Genomic DNA, 20,503 nt, shown 5'->3' with positions numbered 1-20,503 from the left:
GGTATAACACTTTTTAGCAGTTAAAATTAATGTTGTTCATTTGATCATTGAAAATAACAAACACAAAATATTTTAACATACTCAAAAGCTCAAAATCATGAAAACTTCAATAAAACTATCAGCATTATTCTTCTTATTAAGTGCCGGCGTTTTTGCAACTACAGCCGCCAAAGCAGCCGATGTAACCCCTAAAGCTAAAGAAGTAGTATCCTTCCGCGCACTTGATCACGACCGTGGCGTTAAATTAACTATCGCAAAATCAGATATAGGCAGGGCATTTGTACGCGTTTACAGTAAACAAAATGAACTTTTGCTGAAAGACGTTGTCTCAACCAAAACAGATGTTGAAAGAGGCTATGTTTTAACCAACCTGGAAGATGGCGACTACATTATGGAAGTTAAAACCGACAACCAGGTGGTTAAGAAAACCCTGCACGTTTACGAAGAAAACGATCAAAAAACATTCTTCATTTACCAGGACTAATTTTTAATTAAGCATATATAAAAAAAGCTCCCGTTCGGTTACCGACGGGAGCTTTGCTTTTTAAGATAAATAGGGATTTAGTCCCAAAGTTTTTCAGGATATACGCCGTTAGCTACAAGGTCAGATATGCTTTTTTGAACGATAGGCTTATCTTCTTTATAAGTAACACCAAACCATTTTGAGCCGGTTGGGATCACTTTAAATGCGGCAGTACCATCTTTGATCAGTTTATCTGCAGCCAGCGGGATAAAAAATTCTGATTTCGGATTATTTTCGTTAGCAGCAACAAAATCCACAAACATTTGCTCACTTTGTTTAAAGATGGCGGGTGTAAAGCCCCAGAAGTTCATTGATACGCGGGTATCGTTAGGAAGGGCATGCTCACCGGTAGCATCTTTATAAGCCACACTGCCATCTGCTTTAAAATATACTTCAGTACGCTCGTTAATTTCAACCATATTACCGGCATCATCAACTTTACATACGCCGCGGGATACTGAACCGTAATCGGATAAAGTACGGTCAATTTGATAACCTACCAACGAATACAGATCGTCTTTAACTTCGGTAGTTAAAAATTCAGCCATTTTTTCAAACGCTTCATAACCATAGTAATCATCAGCATTGATCACGCAAAATGGTTCGTTAACCTGGTTACGGGCTGCTAATACGGCATGAGCTGTTCCCCATGGTTTAGCGCGCTCAACTTCTTTATCAATACCGAATGGCTTAAGGTCAAAGCTTTGGAATACATAATCTGTTTCAATGCGGCCAGCAAGTTTAGGCTCAAAAATTGCCTTAAAGTTTTCAGCAAATTCTTCACGTATAATGAAACTTACTTTACCAAAGCCTGCTTTTATAGCATCATATATTGAGTAATCAATAATAGTTTCTCCGTTGGGGCCAAAGCCATCAACTTGCTTCATGCTGCCATAACGGCTGGCCATCCCTGCGGCCAATATCAATAACGTAGGTTTCATAGATAGTATTGGGGTATTTTATTTAAAAGCTATTTTATGATTTAATATTTATATGGGAATAGATTTTTGCCCGGATTGTTTTACGGGGTATATAAACTTTTTGTTATTTAATGTACCTGAAATCCTGACCTGCCTGTATGTTTAACAGTGATTCATATATCAAACGGATCACATTGTCAACATCTTCTTTGTGGATCATCTCGACAGTAGTGTGCATGTAACGTAAAGGCAACGAGATTAATGCCGATGGTACGCCATCATTTGAGTAAGCAAACGCATCCGTATCGGTACCGGTTGAACGTGACGACGCCTGGCGCTGGAACGGGATCCCTGCTTTTTGGGCGCTTTCAATAAGCAGCTTATTCAGGTTGTTTTGAACTGCCGGGGCGTATGATACAACCGGTCCCTTACCGCACGCCAGATCGCCCTGGGTAATTTTGTTGATCATTGGCGTTTGCGTATCATGTGTTACGTCGGTAACAATAGCTACATTAGGTTTTATTTTGTGGGCTATCATTTCGGCGCCGCGTAAACCTATCTCTTCCTGCACTGCATTGACTATATACAGGCCGAAAGGTAGTTTAACATTGTTTTCTTTAAGCAAACGGGCTACCTCGGCAATCATGAAGCCACCAGCACGGTTATCAAGCGCGCGGCCAACATAATAACGGTCGTTAAGCACCATAAATTCATCTTCGTAAGTAATAACACAACCTACATGGATGCCCAGCTTTTCTACTTCTTCTTTTGAGGTGCAACCACAATCTAAAAAGATATTTTTAAGGGTAGGGGCTTCTTCCTTATCACCGCCCAGGCGCGTGTGGATAGCCGGCCAGCCAAAAACAGCTTTAACGACGCCATTATCGGTATGGATATTAACACGTTTTGACGGTGCAATCTGGTGGTCTGAACCACCGTTGCGGATAACATATATTAAACCATCGTTGGTGATATAGTTTACAAACCATGAAATTTCATCAGCATGAGCTTCAATAACCACTTTGTAGTCGGCTTTGGGATTGATAATGCCAACCGCGGTGCCATAGTTATCAACGTAATGGGTGTCAATATAAGGTTTTAGGTATTCGAGCCAAAGCTCCTGGCCTTTCCATTCAAAACCGGTAGGCGAAGGGTTGTTGATATATTTTTCAAAAAATGCAATTGAATTTTCGTTTACAACAGGATTATGCTGTGGGGCGTCAGATTTCTTTTTAGCCATATTGAATTAATGTTTCAATCTTAATGTAGTAATACAGCAAATATAATAAAGCTCATGACATTGCACTAAAATTAAGGTAGATATAGAGTTCAGATTAATTATGTAAAATCGATATTAAACGTTTTCGAAAATATTTAGTCACAATAAGGGCCCTTGTTTGTTTTGATACAAAAATGACCGGCTATTTCATAATGCTTTCATGCTTATGTTATACCTTTCCGCGATATTTAATTTTTAATAAGGTGAAACTATTCAGGCTTACTTGTATCTTATTTGCAGCATGTTTTTTAGCGGCATGCAGCGTACCTCAATACGTAAATGTTCCGGTTGATTATGCCCCGAAGCAGAGTTTTAACAGGGCAAAAACAACTATAGTAGTTATTAACCACTACATGCCCGATTCAACCCGTAACCGGGGTAAGCGCGTGCTGACCACATTTAAAGCAGCGGCCTATACCGCCATAAACAACGCTGCCATCCAATTACATGCATTGCCCGGTGTAAAAGTTGTGCAGTTAGTTGACTCAGTTAATTTTACCGCCAATACCGATTCGGTTAAGTTCCTGGCGAAAAAATACAAAGCTGCCTATGTACTGGCGTTCGAGGATTTTAAAGGCGAAACTAAATGGAAGCAGGATTATTACAACGGAGTACCATCGGTTTATCGGGTATCGGTGGTTAATACCAGTTTTACCCTTTACGAAGCAAACGGCATCTACTTCAGGAAGCTAAATGGCGAGGCCGAAATAAACGACAACAACCCATATGGCAGTGCATCCAGTTTACTTGCCCACGGTGGTCCTTTGTTTGATGCTATCCGAAACTCGGCATTAGATGCACTTAAGGATTACCTGCCATATACAGAATACCATGACCGCCCTTTATACGCTAACGGCGATCAGCTAAGCAGCTCAGTTGAATTGATCAAGGCCGGCAAATTTGATAAGGCTTTCCAGGTATTGAACCCGCTTATTGACGGGCCTGATCTGAAACTTGCCAGCAGGGCAGCTTACAACCTTGCTGTAGTTTATGAAGCCCAGGGCGATATTGATGCGGCACTTGACGTAGCCAAAATATCCAACCAAAAACAACCGAATGATTTTGCCAAAGCTATTATTGTTGATTTAATGAAAGAGTAAACACCAAACCTAAACCAACCTTATTACAAATACCTTGAAAACTTTATTGACTATCTGTGCACTGGCTGCCCTAAGCCTGTCGGCTTGCCATGTTGATTATATAATTACTGTACCGGTTAACTATGCTCCTAAGCTTGAACTGGGGCTCAATGAAACCAGGGTTATACTGGTAAATAAGTTTACTGTCGACTCGTTGGATATTAAAAATAAACGCAAGCGCGGTGTGCTTAAAGGCGGTGTTTACAGTGCTATCGCGATGGCTGCAAAACAATTGGATATGCTGCCGCGCATCAAAACAACAATCCTTGCAGATTCTGTTAATTTAACTGCGGATACCACACCGGTAAAAAAGCTTGCCGAGAATTACAATGCCAATTATATTTTAACGCTTGATTCGCTGAGTGCCGATATTTCGATGACGCTTGAGGATAGCACGGAAGTATATAATACAGTAGTGAATGTTAAATTTACGCTGTATGAAAGTAACGGCAATTATTTTAAAGTATTAAGAGGGAAGGCAAACGACTTTCATTCAGAGAGCCATTATTATGGCCTGTTTGCAGCCTTGCTGATACACCCTACTATAAAGGGCAATGGACATGCCATCAGCCAGTCGGCAGGTAATGCGGCTATTGATGCAATAAAGGATTACCTTCCATCTACTTTAACTAACCAGAGGCAGATGTACACTGACAATGATAGCCTGAAAGTTGCTGTAAACCATATTTTTGCAAAACGATATAACGAAGCTTTTAAAATATTGAACCCGCTCATTGACGGGCCGGACTTAAAACTGGCCAGCCATGCAGCCTATGATCTTGCCGTGTTATATGAAGCTCAGGGTGATATTGAGGAGGCGCTTAAGGCGGCAAAATTATCAAACCAAAAACGTCAGAACAATTACGCTACGGCCATTATTCCTGCCCTGGAGAAGGAATGAGTTTCTTTTCGAGGATCTCATAGTCGAAGCCGTTTTTTGAGAAAAGCCGACCGGTATGTGTAAAGCCGTGTTTTAAATAGAAACCGATAGCTGATACCCTGGCATTACACCATAATAATGTACCTCCATTGGTAAGGGCAAAATCGGTTATATGCTCAAGCATCGCTTTACCTATTCCCATTTTCTGAACTGAGTCATCCACAGCAAATTTTCTGAACTGCCAGTCGTTGCCTTTGTTAAAAAGAGATACTACCGCTATGATATTGTTATCTTTAAATGCTGCAAAATGATAGCCGTGGTTATCCTCTTCCATTTCCATTTCATAAAGCTTGCTTTCGGGATATAATATACGTTGCCTTAGCCGCCAGGTAAGCTCCGGACGGATTTGTTCGATGGAGATATTTGTCATTTTTTGAGGAGAAAGGTAAAAGGCGAAAGGTAAAAGGTTTTTTTTGAAAGTGCCAAATTGGGATAGAACTTATAAAGGTCAAATGCTATTAAAAACACGTCATTGCGGGGCACGAAGCAATCGCGAACTATACAGGCGAACCTGCTAATCGGGGATTGCTTCGTTTCTTATAATGACGTGATCGTAAGTTGTTGATTATTAAGTGTGTTTTTCGATTCGATTTTATAATATGGGCGTTACCTGCGGCCCGGGCTTTCCGTTACAAGTCCTCGCCTTTCCTGCCCGAACTCCCTACACACGCTGTGGGCTTTTCACTGCAATCTAACGCGGCCCCCGCGCGCCATCACTAAAATATATTTTATACGTCATCATGATTTTTTTCAGGATTTTCCTGATGGTTACTCGCAATGGCGCTTTTGGATATTACCTTTTGCCTTTAACCTCTAAAGTGGAATATTCCCGTGCTTTTTCCTCGGGTTGTTCACTACTTTATTTTCCAGCATTTTAAATGCCGCGATCAATTTAATACGGGTTTCGGCGGGTTCAATTACCTCATCTATAAAGCCACGTTCGGCGGCACGGTAGGGGTTGGCAAAAGTATCTGAATAGAGCTGTTCCATCTCCAGCCATTTGGCTTCATGATCTTCGGCTTTACTAATCTCGCGTTTAAAAATGATCTCGGCGGCACCTTTGGCACCCATCACTGCAATCTCGGCCGATGGCCAGGCAAAATTCATGTCGGCCCCGATGTGTTTGGAGTTCATCACATCATAAGCACCACCATAAGCCTTGCGGGTGATCACCGTAACCCGCGGAACAGTAGCTTCACAAAAAGCATACAGCAGCTTAGCGCCGTTGGTAATAATGGCATTCCATTCCTGGTCGGTACCGGGCAAAAAGCCGGGCACATCTTCAAATACCAGCAGGGGGATATTAAAGCAATCGCAAAAACGTACGAAGCGGGCTGCCTTTGTTGATGAATGAATGTCAAGCACACCAGCTAAAAAAGCAGGCTGATTGGCTACGATACCAATACTCCGGCCTGCCAAGCGTGCAAAGCCAACCACAATGTTTTCGGCAAAATCTTTATGAACCTCTAAAAATGAATCTTTGTCAATGATGTGATCAATGATCTCGCGGATGTCATAAGGAGTAGAAGCAACGGAAGGTAATAATGTATTAAGCTCCGGCCGCAGCTCATCACCGCTTTCATAAGGAAGGGCAGGGGCTTTGTCCTCGCAGTTTTGAGGCATATAGCTTAGCAGACTTTTAATATGCTGAATGGCTGCTATTTCATTGGCGCAGGCAAAATGTGTAACGCCCGATTTGCTGGCGTGGGTATTGGCGCCGCCAAGCTCTTCGGAGGTTACCACCTCATGTGTAACGGTTTTTACCACATTTGGGCCGGTGACAAACATGTATGAGGTATGCTCAACCATCAAAATAAAATCGGTGATGGCTGGCGAATAAACAGCACCACCGGCACAAGGCCCCATAATGGCCGATATTTGAGGAATAACACCTGATGCCATGGTATTACGGTAAAAGATATCGGCGTAGCCGCCAAGGGATACCACCCCCTCCTGGATACGGGCACCGCCCGAATCATTGAGGCCGATAAGCGGAGCGCCGTTTTTAAGGGCGAGATCCATTACCTTGCAGATCTTTTCGGCATGAGTTTCGGAAAGCGAGCCGCCGAATACCGTAAAATCCTGTGAAAATACGTAGGTGAGCCGCCCGTTTATGGTGCCGTAACCTGTAACAACACCGTCGCCGGGATATTTTTCTTTCTCCATTCCAAAATCGATAGAGCGATGGGTAACCAGCATCCCTATCTCCTGAAACGAGCCTTCATCCAATAAAAAGTGTAAACGTTCACGTGCCGTTAATTTTCCTTTTTTATGCTGACTTTCAATACGTACCGGGCCTCCGCCCTGCATGGCTTCATGACGTTTAAGCCTTAACAGATCAAGCTTTTTATCCACAATTCAGGTTGTTAGTAATTGCTTAAAAATAGTAATTATATTGTAAGAATAGCTTTTGCTTACTTATTCTGGTGGTTTAATAACAGAATTTTATATATTTGTGTTGATGAAGATCAGGAATAATAAAATATGGGTAGTGGCGCTGTTCATGACCGTCTTTGCAATAAAGATGGGAATATCGCTTGCACCTGTTTTTTTATTTCTTGATAATAAAACCGTGAGCGCGGTGATCCTTCAGCTGGAGCAGGAAAGCAAAACTGAAAAGGAGAGCCCCGAAAAGGAGTTGATGAAGGAGAAAAAGGCCTTCGATGAGTATGATCTGCACACCATCAACTTTATTACATTTATTACCGAAACCAAAGTTCTCCATAACCAGGAAAACGCATTATATAAGCAGGTATATCATCCTGTGGTTCCCACCCCGCCGCCCAACGTTTAATTTGAATTTAACCGGATACTTCCCTATCCGGATAGCAATGCTTTTTAATTCATTTTAACAATCTTACTCAATTTTCATTCTTATGCAAATCAAGCAAGGTGAGTCTGCTATGGGCAATCTCAACCTGAAAAAATATTTTTTGTCCAAAAACCTAAAAAGGGACATTCCTTCAAGTCTGGTAGTATTTCTGGTGGCTTTGCCGCTGTGTTTAGGTATAGCGCTGGCATCTGGCGCGCCGCTTTTTTCCGGCGTATTAACGGGCATTATCGGCGGTATAGTAGTGGGTACACTTAGTGGTTCGCAACTTAGTGTTGCAGGTCCGGCGGCCGGTTTAACGGTTATTGTACTTAATGGTATTACATCACTTGGGGCTTATGAAACCTTTTTAATGGCCCTGGTATTGGCCGGTGCATTCCAGATCATACTGGGCATCATTAAAGCCGGTACCATTGCCAATTATTTTCCTTCATCAGTTATTGAAGGCATGTTGGCGGCAATTGGGATCATTTTGATCATGAAGCAATTTCCGCACGCGGTTGGCTATGATGCCGATTTTGAAGGCGATGAAGGTTTTAGGCAGATTGACGACCATAATACTTTTTCGGGTATAACGCGGGCTTTTGCCCGGATAAACTACGGCGCAGTGATCATAAGTATAGTCTCCCTGGCTTTTATGATCTACTGGCCAAAGTTTAAAAAATTGGCCATTGTACCGGCACCGTTGCTGGTGGTTTTGGCCGGTATCGGGCTAAGCCTCGCGTTTTCTGGAACCGGCTTTGCCTTGCTTGATAAGCAGTTTGTACGTATACCACTGGTGAATAGCAGCGCCGAATTTTTTGCGCTGTTTAAATCAGCTGATTTTAGCCAGATAGGCAACAAGCAGGTTTGGATAACGGCAGCCACTATTGCCATTGTGGCCAGCCTGGAAACCCTGTTAAGCCTTGAAGCGGTAGATAAAATAGATCCTATTAAACGTATATCGCCAACTAACCGCGAACTGCTTGCTCAAGGTGCGGGCAACATAGTGAGCGGTATGCTTGGCGGCTTACCCATGACGGCAGTTATTGTACGTTCATCGGCCAACGTAAATGCCGGTGCGCGTACCAAAATGAGCGCCATCATACATGGTATATTCTTATTGGTTGCATTATTGGCTATACCGTCTTTAATTAACCATATCCCGCTGTCGTGTCTGGCAGCGATCCTGCTTATGACTGGGTATAAACTGGCTCGGATAAGCCTTTTCAAGCACATGTGGCACCAGGGCTTGAGCCAGTTTATCCCTTTCGTAGTTACCATTGTAGCCGTTGTTATGACCGACCTGCTTATTGGTGTGGGTATAGGTATGCTGGTAGGGATCTTTTATATTCTGCGTACAAACCTGCGTAACCCCTATTTCTATCACATTGAAAAAAATGGCAGCAAAAAAGTTATTAAACTTAAGCTGGCCGAGGAAGTATCCTTCCTGAACAAGGCCGCCATACAGGTAACGCTTACCAGCTTACCACAGGGGGCCGAAGTGGTGATCGACGGATCGAACTCAAGGTATATAGATCCGGATGTACTGGAGATTATCCACAATTACAAGCACAATGCCTATACCAAGGGCATTATTGTGCAACTGCAGGATGTAAAGGAGAAGTATGATGTACCTCCTTTAAAAGAAATGGTTTATAACCCCAACTAAAAAATCGAAAAACAATGTCAACACAAGAAAAAACAAACGGCAAAGCCGTAATAGATACCAACAACCTTAAACTTGCACAATCAAGCAGCTATAATAATTTAATTAAAAACAACGCCGCCTGGGTTGAGCGTAAACTGGCCGAGGATGGCGATTATTTCAAGAACCTGGCCAAAGGCCAGAGCCCGGAAGTACTGTGGATAGGATGCTCAGACAGCCGCGTACCTGCCAACGAAGTAACCGGTACAAAACCCGGTGAAGTGTTTGTACACCGCAACATAGCTAACGTATGCGTTCACTCAGACATGAATATGCTGAGTGTGCTTGACTATGCTGTGAACGTACTTAAAGTAAAACATGTTATTGTTGCCGGTCACTACGGTTGCGGCGGTGTTGCCGCTGCCATGAGCAACAAACAGTTTGGCTTAATTGATAACTGGCTGCGCCACATTAAAGATGTGTACCGTTTGCACAGCCACGAACTTGACCGCATTACCGACGAAACTACGAAAATTAACCGCCTGGTTGAATTGAACGTTACTGAGCAGGTTTATAACCTGTGCAAAACCACCATTATTCAAAACGCGTGGAAAGAGCGTCATGATCTTGAAGTGCATGGTTGGGTAATTGATTTGGGCAGCGGTTTGGTTAAAGATTTGAAAGTAACCAGCAGCAGTCCGCATAATTTAGGTTATGTGTACGAGTTTGCAGGCGCTGAAGAAGTAGCTGCGCACTAAAGTATAATTTGATTGAGGCTTCCGACGCTGTAAGGGGCGAAGGGAGGTTTGATTGTTAAGTTGATCCCGGTTCATGAAAATGACCGGGATTTTTTTAAGCTCGTCAGTCTTACCCAGATTATCCCCGATATGATTAGAAACGTGAAAAGCTGTTGCGAGGCAACACAAAAACCGGCCGAATAATGCCATTACCTCCAACTAATCCACTAATAACTACTAAACTAATAGGGAAATGCTTAATTTCGCAACCTCATACGCGTAAAAAATCAAATGGACTACCAATTTAAAGAGATAGAGCAAAAATGGCAGCAGTTTTGGGCACAAAACCAAACCTTTAAAGCCGAAGATAAAAGCAGCAAACCCAAATATTATGTGCTGGATATGTTCCCTTACCCATCAGGGGCCGGTCTGCACGTTGGGCACCCGCTGGGCTATATCGCTTCTGATATTTTTGCACGCTACAAACGCCTTAAAGGCTTTAACGTGCTGCACCCTATGGGTTACGATAGCTTTGGCTTACCGGCCGAGCAATACGCCATTCAAACCGGTCAGCACCCTGCCATAACCACTGAAGATAATATTGCAACCTATCGCCGCCAATTGGATCAAATCGGTTTCTCGTTCGACTGGAGCCGCGAGGTGCGCACCAGCTCGCCCGATTATTATAAATGGACACAGTGGATCTTCATGCAGCTGTTTAACAGCTGGTATAACAAAGATGCGGATAAAGCGGAATCAATTGATCAGCTGGTAGCGCATTTTGAAGCCAATGGTTCTGCAGGCATTAATGCTGTTAGCGATGATGAAATATTAAGTTTTACTGCCGATGAATGGAAAGCGTTAAGCAACCAGGAACAGCAGGCCGAACTATTAAAATACCGCCTTACCTACCTGCGCGAAAGCACCGTAAACTGGTGCCCGGCCCTTGGTACCGTATTGGCAAACGACGAGGTAAAAGATGGCTTCAGCGAGCGCGGCGGTTACCCTGTTGAACAAAAAAAGATGACCCAATGGAGCATGCGCATCACTGCCTATGCCGAAAGGTTATTGCAAGGCCTTGATACTATAGACTGGCCCGAGCCTTTGAAAGAAATGCAAAGGAACTGGATTGGTAAAAGTACCGGTGCCTCTGTGAAGTTCCCGATAGATAAATCAGGTCATAACGCGCAATTGGGTACCGATTTTATTGAAGTATTTACAACGAGGGTTGATACCATCTTCGGTGTTACTTTCCTGGTGATTGCCCCTGAGCATGAACTGGTAGCTTCGCTTACTACTCCGGAGCAAAAGGCCGATATTGAGGCTTATATCGCTCAAACCAAAAAGAAATCGGAACTTGACAGGATGGCTGATGCTAAAACTGTATCCGGTGCTTTCACCGGCAGCTATGTACTTAACCCGTTAAACGGTCAGCAAATTCAAATCTGGATTGCTGATTACGTTTTGGCAGGCTACGGAACAGGCGCGGTTATGGCTGTACCATCAGGCGATCAGCGCGATTACTTGTTTGCAAAGCATTTTAATTTGCCGATTGTACCGATTCTTGACATTCAAAATATTGAAACCGAGGCCGACCCAACCAAGGAAGGTAAATACATCAACTCTGATTTTATAAACGGTCTGGCTTACAAGGACGCAACTGCTGCTGTTGTTGCTAAACTGCAAGAGATCAACGCCGGTAAGGCCAAGATCAACTTCAGGATGCGTGATGCTATTTTTGGCCGTCAGCGTTATTGGGGCGAACCGGTACCGGTTTACTTTAAGGAAGGATTACCTCATTTAATTAATGAAAGCCATTTACCATTGTTATTGCCCGAAATTGATAAATATCTGCCAACCGAAACCGGCGAACCGCCATTAGGCCGTGCCGAGGATTGGAAATACGAAGGCGGTTTGGCTTATGAACTAAGCACCATGCCGGGCTGGGCAGGTTCAAGCTGGTACTGGTACCGCTATATGGATGCCCAAAACGATAAAGAATTTGCATCGCGCGAGGCTATTGAATACTGGAAAGATGTTGACTTGTACATCGGCGGCAGCGAGCATGCTACCGGGCACTTGTTGTACAGCCGTTTCTGGAATAAGTTTTTGAAGGATCTTGATCTTGTTGTTGAAGAAGAACCTTTCAAAAAACTGATCAACCAGGGTATGATCCAGGGCCGGAGCAATTTTGTTTACAGGCTGATTGATGAGGAAGGCCGTGGCACCAACACGTTAGTGTCGCATGGTTTGATCAAACAATATAAAACATCTCCGATACACGTAGATGTTAACATTGTGGAGAACGAGGTTTTGAACATCGAAAAACTCAAACAATGGCGACCCGAATTTGCTGATGCTGAATTTATATTGGAAGCCGGCAAATACATTTGCGGTGTTGAGGTTGAAAAAATGTCGAAATCTAAGTTCAACGTAGTGAACCCTGATGACATTATCAGCCGTTTCGGTGCCGATACCTTGCGCATGTACGAAATGTTCTTAGGTCCGCTGGAGCAGAGCAAACCATGGAATACCAATGGTATTGAGGGCGTGTTCAAATTCCTGCGCAAATTCTGGAGGTTGTTCCATAACGATGCATGGGAATTTGGTGTAAGCGATGCAGCTCCGTCAAAAGCCGAATTGAAATCGCTGCATAAGATCATTAAAAAGGTTGAGGAAGATGTTGAGCGTTTCTCGTTCAATACATCGGTTTCCAGCTTCATGATCGCTGTAAATGAGTTAACAGATCTGAAATGTAATAACCGCGCTATATTGCAGGACATGGTGATCATCCTTTCATCATACGCACCGCATATTTGCGAGGAGTTATGGTCATTATTGGGTAATGCTGACGGTACTTTATCATATGCACCGTTCCCTAAATTTAACGGCGCCTATTTGATTGAGGATGAGTTTGCTTACCCGATCTCTATCAACGGTAAAATGAAAATGAACCTGAGCATCTCGTTAAGTCTTGATATAAAAGAAATAGAAGCTGCCGTTTTAGCCAGCCCCGATGTACAAAAATATCTCGACGGTAAAACACCTAAAAAGGTGATTGTGGTTAAAGGCAGGATTGTGAATATGGTGGTTTAGCCCCCTCAGCCCCCTAAAGGGGGGTACTTTTGAATAGCATTTAGCCCTGAGTTTTGCAACGCAAAACTCAGGGCTTTTTTGTTAAACCTAAAATAAAAATGTCATTTCGAAACGAGGAACGAGTGAGAAATCTTATACGTCAGGATAAACCACCATGCTTACCGGATTTGCATGGCGTAGGAGATTTCTCTTTCGTCCCAACGCACATGTCCATCCCCCGCTCTGTCGAAATGACAAGCTGTTTATTTATTGTTTACAATCCCAGTTCTTTTTTTACCTTCCCTGGCAACTTATCAGCAATAAGCCTGTACGATTGCCCAATGTAATGCTCCCATTCTTTTTCACTCAAACTGCTGATATCACGTGCCAGCACCCATTTGTACCGGGCTATGTAAGGTTGTGGTTCCAGGTCTTCTTTAGAGATGATCTCCTCAAAATCTTCGGCAGGTACTTTGAACGAGGCCGAAGGCGGCACACCATCCGGATGGGTAAACAGGAATGATTTGCCGCCAACATTAAAGCACAGGTGTTCGCCCAGTTTAATATCTTCGGTTACACCGGGCAGCTTGCGGCAAATGGTTTGAAGAGTTTCAATGGTCATGGTTATTTTCTATAAATACCGTAGAGGCGCATAATTGCGTCTCCCGGATGCAAAGTAATTAACTGTTTACGATCTTGCATAATCGGAAACGCAATTATGCGTCTCTACAGAAAAAATTATCGCTTCTTTTTGGGCAATTTGATCAAGCCAGATCTATACAGATCAAGCGCCTCATTCAGGATAAAACGGATGGTATCGACCGGCAGATCCTCCATCGGGTCAAAAACCATGATCTTGATTCGGGCACGATCTTCAAACGTCAATTCGGGGTGGTGCAGGTGCTTGCCCTCAACCATGCCCAAAAACGGCCATTGCTTTTTGGAGTGCATCCACAGGTAGCAGAACATCTTTCCTTTATAACAAAAAAAGGGCATGCTATACTTCCACTCTGCAGTGATATTTGAATCCTCTGCCAGGATAATATCGCGCAAAGCTAACAGGCAACTTTTATTAGGTTCCTCTTTAGTTAGGTAGAAGGTATCTATTGGAGTGAGCATGGTCATATATTTTAAAGATAGCGGTTGGTACCGATAACATCATATACTCTCGAGATCAAATTCATTTTTTCCATCTCATTGCTTCGTTCCTACGCATGACATGATAAATAAAGAATGTTCCCGTCAGCAGGTAAGCTTCAGGTGAAGGCGGGCAGAACAATGGTGGTCTTGAGCGCGAGAAGGGGCATAGCAAGTTTTTGCAGAAGCGTTGGGGATGCGCGAGCGCAGCGGGGCAAAATAATTGCAGCCCGTGGTTCTGCCCGCTTTGCAGGGCAAAGGCCTGTGCGGTAAAGAAGCCTATCTGCTGACTTGACTTTTTGGATACTTTTGTGTCAAGACAAAAGTATCTGGCCCCGCGCGGCCAAGAGCGCGACGATTTAAGTCCATAGAAAAAGCTCGTTACCTGCCTGTCGGGGATTGCTTCGTGCCTCGCAATGACGCGGTGGAGATGTAATTGCTCCTTCAGAGCCCAACGGACTTAAACACTCACAATGACATATGTGCCAACCCCACCATTATTTTGACATTCCCCTACCCAACCTTCACCTGCAAAATCCCTATCTTTGCGGCAACATAAATTATCATCTATGCTTAAAGGATTTTTTAATGTTCCGGCCCCGGTAAATGAACCCGTTTTAAATTACGGTCCGCGGAGTTTGGAACGTGTGGCGCTTAAGGCAGCTTTAGAAGCCGGTCGTGCCCAACAATTAGATATACCTATGTACATTGGCGGCAAAGAAGTACGTACCGGCACCAAGCTGGAGATCCGTCCGCCGCATGATCATAAACATTTACTGGCTACTTTCAGTGAAGGCGATGCAAGCCACGTTACAGCCGCTATTGACGCTGCCCTTGCAGCTAAAGCCGACTGGGAAAACCTGGCATGGGAACAACGTGCCGCTATATTCCTGAAAGCCGCCGATTTAATAGCCGGCCCATACCGTGCTGAAATTAATGCAGCTACCATGCTTGGTCAGTCTAAAAACGCTTACCAGGCCGAGATCGATTCGGCATGTGAGCTGATCGATTTTCTGCGTTTTAACGTAGAATACATGACCGAGATCTACAAACAACAGCCGCCTGTATCAGGCAAAGGTGTTTGGAACCGCCTGGAGCAACGCCCGCTGGAAGGTTTCGTGTTTGCGCTTACCCCGTTCAACTTTACCGCTATTGCCGGTAACCTGCCTGCATCAGCAGCAATGATGGGCAACGTGGTAGTTTGGAAACCTGCTTATCCGCAGATCTATGCCGCAAACGTGATCATGAAGATCTTTAAAGAGGCCGGTGTACCTGATGGCGTTATCAACCTTATTTATGTTGATGGCCCTATTGCAGGCGAGGTGATCTTTAACCATCCTGATTTTGCCGGTATCCATTTTACAGGTTCAACCAAAGTATTCCAGAACATCTGGCAAACTATTGGCACCAATATCCACAAATACAAAACTTACCCGCGTATTGTGGGCGAAACCGGTGGTAAAGACTTTGTGCTTGCCCACCCAAGCGCCAATGCCGATGTGGTGAGTACCGCTCTTGTTCGCGGTGCATTTGAATACCAGGGACAAAAATGTTCGGCTGCTTCAAGAGCCTATATCCCGGCTTCGTTATGGCCTGCGGTAAAGGCAAACATGCAGCGCGACATCACTTCGTTTAAAATTGGCCCGGTAGAGGATTTTGAGAATTTCGTGAACGCTGTTATCACCGAAGTATCGTTTGATAAACTGGCCAAATACATCGATGCGGCAAAAGCCGACGAAGGTGTTGAAATTGTTGCCGGTGGTGGCTATGACAAAAGCCAGGGATGGTTCATTGAGCCAACCGTGCTTAAAGTTGAAGATCCGTATTATGTAACCATGTGCGAGGAGCTTTTTGGCCCGGTGCTTACTATTTACGTTTACGAAGACGATAAATTTGATGAGATCCTTGACATTGTAGATAAAACATCAATCTACGCGCTTACAGGCTCAATTATCTCTCAAGACAGGTATGCTATTGAAAAGGCTACCACCCGTTTACGCAACGCGGCAGGTAACTTCTACATAAATGATAAACCTACAGGAGCTGTAGTTGGTCAGCAGCCATTTGGCGGCGCAAGAGGATCAGGCACTAATGATAAAGCCGGTTCAATGATCAACCTGTTACGCTGGGTATCGCCACGCACCATCAAAGAGACCTTTGATCCACCTAAGGATTACAGGTATCCGTTTTTGGCGAAAGAAGTGTAGCCCCACGGCCCCATAAAGGGGAGGAATGGTGGATGAATATAAAAGCGATGAGTTGGTTTCACTCATCGCTTTTTTTATGCAGTTTAACTTAAAAACCTATTGTCATTTCGACGAACAGCGGGAGGGTGAGCGCGCGAGGGTGAGGAGAAATCTTGTACGCCTTGCAAAGCCGATAAGAACGGCCGCCTTGCGCGGCGTACAAGATTTCTCTTTCGCCCCAGCGCTCAATCCCACCCTTGCTCTTTCGAAATGACATTTTTTTATAGTAAAAAGAGCGATGGCCAGTAACAACCCATCGCTTTTTTATGCTATGTCCCTCCCCCTTTAGGGACCCGGGGGGCTACTATTTAAACTTAAAAACAGCATCCATCTTTTCATTGCTGGAGGTGCTTACTTTCATATCGTTGATAGCGCCGGTGCTTAAACTGTAAACCCAGCCATGAACAGAAAGTTCCTGCCCATTCGCCCAGGCATTTTGTACTATGGATGTTTTGCAAAGGTTGTTCACATTTTCTATCACGTTCAATTCAACCAGGCGGTTGCTGCGTTCTGTTTCGTCGGTAATAGCGTCAAGCTCATCGGCGTGTAAACGGTAAACGTCTTTAATGTGGCGCAGCCAGTTATCAATAAGCCCGAACTGGTTATTACCCATAGCGGCGTTAACACCACCGCAGCCGTAGTGGCCGGTTACTATTACATGTTTCACTTTAAGCACGTTCACGGCGTAGTCAAGTACGCTCAGCATGTTCATATCCGAGTGGATAACCATGTTGGCAATGTTACGGTGTACAAAAATCTCGCCCGGAGCAGTATTGGTGATCTGGTTGGCTGGTACGCGGCTATCGGCACAGCCAATCCATAATACCGGTGGTTTTTGGCCGTTAGCCAGCTTATCAAAGTATTCTGGATCTTCGGCTAAAGCGCCTTCAATAAACTTTTTGTTTCCTTCCAGTAAACCTTCGTAGGTGATGTGACTGGTGTCATGAATTTGAGAACTCATAATTTTTTAAGATTGATGTTTTAAGATGCGGTTTGGCGTTTGCCTGGTGCAAACATACGGCTTAGTTTATGCAATGCAAGTGGCGAAACGTCGTAATACATTATAGTGAGTAAAATAAGGGGGATAAAGTAAAAAATGGCAAACTCATACAGGTTAAAGAAATATCCGCCGGCTAATCCTCCAAATAAGTAAAACCCAAGCACAGTAAATCTGATCAATATCTTGTTGCCTGCTGCCTCGGTGTTTTTGGTACGTGGATGGAACCATTCGGCAACCTCACTGCCCAGGTCGGTAAATAAGCCTGTTAAATGGCTTGATTTGATAAGCCCGCCGGAGATATTCGACACCAGGCTGTTCTGCAGCCCCATTGAAAATAAAATGGCACTAATCACAATTTCGCGTTCCAATTGTGTTTCCTGGTAAAAGTTGTGCCCGTACACAGCAACTGCCAGTAAAATAATGGCTTCAATTATCATGGGGGTCGAATTTGCCCGCCACCGGCTCTTTTCTTCAAACGACCGCACTATAAAGCTGGATACAAATGCCCCGGCAAAGAACATCATCAGCCAAACCAAAAAGATGATCATCTGGTGGTAGTTTTGTTCAACAATGTGCTTGGCCAAATTGGCTACGTGGCCGGTTATGTTAGATGTAAAGGCCAAAAAAGCCAGCATCCCCGCCACATTGGTAACCCCGGCCACAAAGGCGGTCGACGAGGCCAGCATCAGGTTTTGTTTAAGGGTGCGTTGTTCTTTTATAGCTTTAAGCATATATATTTCGGCGGCAGAGGTTAAGTTAAATTTACAAAAAACTTAACCGAGTTTATGGAAGCTTGTTTGATGCAACGGATAATAATTAAAACAGATTAGGAATAATTAATAAATTGTCGGGCTAAAAGCTTTCATACTTTAATGATACATACCATGGATATTTGCATAACAACAGGCAAAGGGGGGCAAATGGGCGACGGCAGTGGGATAACTTTTTATTAACCGCATTCGTAAAAGCGGATATAAACAAGATTATAGCCTTCTACCCTTAAATATTTCAAAATTTCTTAATTGATTGATAATAAGTTAAATTTGCGCGGAATTAAAATCCTAAACATGAAACACAAGTACAAAATTATAGTATTGCTGCTTGCCGGCATCACTGCCATTTACACCTCGTGCCATAAGCTTAATATGGCACCTAACAATCAAAGTACCGTAAGCAAAAAAGAAGCGAGTGTACAAATTGCACAAAGCCTTGTTGGTATTTTTAACCCCGAAAACGGAGGCTTTGATTTTAAGAGCGGTTTGAGTATGCCAACAGATCTTTCCCTGAACAAAAAAGGTAAAATCAAGGTTCAATCTGTTGATCCCAGGCCACAATGCGGTGCTAAAATGGATACAACGATATCACTTAATTTGGATCAAAGTGATACTTCTAAGCTTGATATCTGGGCTAAGGTGAAGTATGAGCTTACCTGCACTAATGGCGTTCCATCTGGCGTTACTGCTAACGACAGCTTAAACATGACCATGGTAGGCAGCGGTTTTACAATGGCTTTAAAAATGGGCGAAAACCTGACGCTGAGAAGCCTTAACCCGGGTGTTGAGCACGCACAGTATTCATTTGATGGTCCTGTGAATTATTATGCCAAAGTTGCTTATACCAAACCCACAACAGATCAGCCAAATGTTGAAGGTACATTTAACTATAACTTTAAATCGATAGTAGTTGATCCTACAAAAGATCCTGATTTTATTTTAAGCGGAAGTGCTACATTTTCGAGTAAAGGAAATATGGGAAAAAACAGCTGGAACTACAAAGGAACGATAACATTTTTAGGTGGTCACAAAGCTAAGATCACTATTGACGGTACAGTTTACACTGCCGATCTGATCACCGGAGAGGTGAACTAACATCAGTTAATAATATATAAAAGCCCTGCTCCCTTATCGGATGCAGGGCTTTTTATGTTTTGCATTTTCAACCCCCAATTCTATAAAATCATATTTAAGTGAACATAATATTTAGCGCGGCATGATTTTTATATCGAGCTTGCTCTATGTGGATGTGGGGAATATTTTCCACGTTGTTTTCCTCGAAACGGGGAAAGATGGTTGTGGGTACTTCTGTTTGATATTGTATTTAGGAATATAAACACATAGGTATATTCTATTCAAAAATAGAAAATGAGTTAAAAATAGATATCGTGATGTTTTTTGCCAAATTATTTCGCCTGTGGTATACTTGTTGCAAAATGGGGTAGAAGAGATCTAAACTTTAATCTGATATCACGTTTTATGAAACTAAATCTACGCAGCATATTACCTCTATTGGCAGGTGTAGCTGTTCTTTATTCGGCCTGTACAAAAACAGGGATCAATGTAAAATCCGATTCAACAACTACAAAAGCAAGCGACAACGTAGCCAGCTCATCTATTGCAGATAACCTTGCAAAATCATTAGCAGGTTCATTTGGCGGTGCCAGCGTTAAAGATGGTGTTACCCCATCAACCAATGCTTCAACATCAAAACTTAAAGTACAAAGTACTTACAATTGCGGTTTTTATGTTGATACCAGCCTGAACCTTGTATTTAACCAGGGCGATACTTTAAAAGCTACCAAAACAGGCGGCACTAAATACTATTTTGTATGTGATGGCAACAAAACTATCGGTTACGATTCTGTCGATTCATTAAATACAGTAGGCAGCGGCCCGGGTTATTCTTTCGTTTATAACATTGTGCAGAAGTATAAAGTACGCGGACTTAATACCAACAACTCTAACTTCTCGCTTGATGGCCCGATGAAAGCCTATGTTGATAACGAATACACTAAATACAAAACATTTAGCAGGGTGCACAACACTTATGTGTTCAGCAACCTTTATGTGCATGGCGATGATAACTTTGATATCACCAGCGGTACAGCTACTTTCCGTTCGGAAGGAAAAACAAACGGTGGCGGCTGGGATTACAGCGGTACCATTGTTTTCCTTGGTAACCACAAGGCTAAACTGACTTTCCTTAATAAGATATTCTTAATTGATTTAATTACCGGCACAGCAACACCGGCCTAATCACGATCTTTCAATCAA

General features: G+C 43.4%; 18 protein-coding genes. 10 read left to right on the top strand and 8 right to left on the bottom strand.

Annotation, left to right across the window (positions count from 1 at the left end; translation table 11 throughout):
* Positions 1-97: 97 nt before the first annotated feature.
* The gene (locus tag AC1DUD_RS14480; protein WP_477375486.1) at positions 98-484 is read left to right on the top strand and encodes a hypothetical protein; all 387 of its coding nucleotides are present in this window, start codon (positions 98-100) and stop codon (positions 482-484) included.
* A 77-nt stretch (positions 485-561) separates the two neighbouring features.
* On the opposite strand, the gene AC1DUD_RS14475 is transcribed toward AC1DUD_RS14480, so the two are convergent.
* Together AC1DUD_RS14475 and AC1DUD_RS14470 are read right to left on the bottom strand one after the other, a co-directional pair.
* Positions 562-1,464, bottom strand: a complete 903-nt coding sequence (locus tag AC1DUD_RS14475; protein WP_477375484.1) for a nucleotidyltransferase family protein — start codon at positions 1,462-1,464, stop codon at positions 562-564.
* Between the two features lie 103 nt (positions 1,465-1,567).
* Positions 1,568-2,683, bottom strand: coding sequence for a M42 family metallopeptidase (locus tag AC1DUD_RS14470; protein ID WP_477375482.1), 1,116 nt, complete (start codon positions 2,681-2,683; stop codon positions 1,568-1,570).
* A gap of 242 nt (positions 2,684-2,925) precedes the next feature.
* Here AC1DUD_RS14470 and AC1DUD_RS14465 point away from each other — a divergent pair, with 242 nt between their 5' ends.
* Both AC1DUD_RS14465 and AC1DUD_RS14460 read left to right on the top strand, forming a co-directional pair.
* Positions 2,926-3,822, top strand: coding sequence for a DUF6340 family protein (locus AC1DUD_RS14465; RefSeq protein WP_477375480.1), 897 nt, complete (start codon positions 2,926-2,928; stop codon positions 3,820-3,822).
* A gap of 34 nt (positions 3,823-3,856) precedes the next feature.
* Positions 3,857-4,762: a DUF6340 family protein gene (locus tag AC1DUD_RS14460; protein ID WP_477375478.1), complete on the top strand. Its 906-nt coding sequence runs from the start codon at positions 3,857-3,859 to the stop codon at positions 4,760-4,762.
* Here the strand turns inward: AC1DUD_RS14460 and AC1DUD_RS14455 are convergent.
* Both AC1DUD_RS14455 and AC1DUD_RS14450 read right to left on the bottom strand, forming a co-directional pair.
* Positions 4,737-5,171 carry a GNAT family N-acetyltransferase gene (locus AC1DUD_RS14455; RefSeq protein ID WP_477375476.1) on the bottom strand — a complete coding sequence of 145 codons (435 nt, stop codon included), beginning with the start codon at positions 5,169-5,171 and terminating at the stop codon, positions 4,737-4,739. The two genes, AC1DUD_RS14460 and AC1DUD_RS14455, sit on opposite strands and share 26 nt — an antisense overlap.
* A gap of 443 nt (positions 5,172-5,614) precedes the next feature.
* Positions 5,615-7,156: an acyl-CoA carboxylase subunit beta gene (locus AC1DUD_RS14450; RefSeq protein WP_477375474.1), complete on the bottom strand. Its 1,542-nt coding sequence runs from the start codon at positions 7,154-7,156 to the stop codon at positions 5,615-5,617.
* 106 nt (positions 7,157-7,262) lie between these two features.
* On the opposite strand from AC1DUD_RS14450, the gene AC1DUD_RS14445 reads away from it, so the two are divergent.
* From AC1DUD_RS14445 to leuS, 4 genes are all read left to right on the top strand, one after another.
* Complete coding sequence (locus AC1DUD_RS14445) at positions 7,263-7,595, top strand: hypothetical protein (RefSeq protein WP_477375472.1); 333 nt, start codon at positions 7,263-7,265, stop codon at positions 7,593-7,595.
* Between the two features lie 82 nt (positions 7,596-7,677).
* Entirely contained in the window at positions 7,678-9,282 is a 1,605-nt protein-coding gene (locus tag AC1DUD_RS14440; protein WP_477375470.1) for a SulP family inorganic anion transporter, read from the top strand.
* Positions 9,283-9,296: 14 nt separating this feature from the next.
* A complete protein-coding gene (can, locus tag AC1DUD_RS14435; protein ID WP_477375468.1) occupies positions 9,297-10,016 on the top strand; it encodes a carbonate dehydratase in 720 nt (239 codons plus the stop codon).
* 270 nt (positions 10,017-10,286) lie between these two features.
* Positions 10,287-13,091, top strand: coding sequence for a leucine--tRNA ligase (gene leuS, locus AC1DUD_RS14430; RefSeq protein WP_477375466.1), 2,805 nt, complete (start codon positions 10,287-10,289; stop codon positions 13,089-13,091).
* Positions 13,092-13,344: 253 nt separating this feature from the next.
* Here the strand turns inward: leuS and AC1DUD_RS14425 are convergent, their stop codons facing one another.
* Positions 13,345-13,692, bottom strand: coding sequence for an MmcQ/YjbR family DNA-binding protein (locus AC1DUD_RS14425; protein ID WP_477375464.1), 348 nt, complete (start codon positions 13,690-13,692; stop codon positions 13,345-13,347).
* A gap of 116 nt (positions 13,693-13,808) precedes the next feature.
* Entirely contained in the window at positions 13,809-14,189 is a 381-nt protein-coding gene (locus tag AC1DUD_RS14420; protein WP_477375462.1) for a DUF1801 domain-containing protein, read from the bottom strand.
* Positions 14,190-14,776: 587 nt separating this feature from the next.
* On the opposite strand from AC1DUD_RS14420, the gene pruA reads away from it, so the two are divergent.
* Positions 14,777-16,414 carry an L-glutamate gamma-semialdehyde dehydrogenase gene (pruA, locus tag AC1DUD_RS14415; protein WP_477375460.1) on the top strand — a complete coding sequence of 546 codons (1,638 nt, stop codon included), beginning with the start codon at positions 14,777-14,779 and terminating at the stop codon, positions 16,412-16,414.
* 343 nt (positions 16,415-16,757) lie between these two features.
* Here the strand turns inward: pruA and can (AC1DUD_RS14410) are convergent, their stop codons facing one another.
* A complete protein-coding gene (gene can / locus AC1DUD_RS14410) occupies positions 16,758-17,414 on the bottom strand; it encodes a carbonate dehydratase (protein WP_477375458.1) in 657 nt (218 codons plus the stop codon).
* A gap of 20 nt (positions 17,415-17,434) precedes the next feature.
* Positions 17,435-18,184, bottom strand: coding sequence for a YoaK family protein (locus AC1DUD_RS14405; protein WP_477375456.1), 750 nt, complete (start codon positions 18,182-18,184; stop codon positions 17,435-17,437).
* A gap of 336 nt (positions 18,185-18,520) precedes the next feature.
* Here AC1DUD_RS14405 and AC1DUD_RS14400 point away from each other — a divergent pair, with 336 nt between their 5' ends.
* The gene (locus AC1DUD_RS14400; RefSeq protein WP_477375454.1) at positions 18,521-19,321 is read left to right on the top strand and encodes a hypothetical protein; all 801 of its coding nucleotides are present in this window, start codon (positions 18,521-18,523) and stop codon (positions 19,319-19,321) included.
* Between the two features lie 384 nt (positions 19,322-19,705).
* Positions 19,706-20,485 (top strand): hypothetical protein, encoded by a 780-nt coding sequence (locus AC1DUD_RS14395; RefSeq protein WP_477375452.1) that lies wholly within the window; start codon positions 19,706-19,708, stop codon positions 20,483-20,485.
* Positions 20,486-20,503: the final 18 nt, after the last annotated feature.

This window comes from Mucilaginibacter sp. P4_A11 (assembly GCF_056402535.1).
This window is presented reverse-complemented; position numbering and strand designations above follow the sequence as displayed.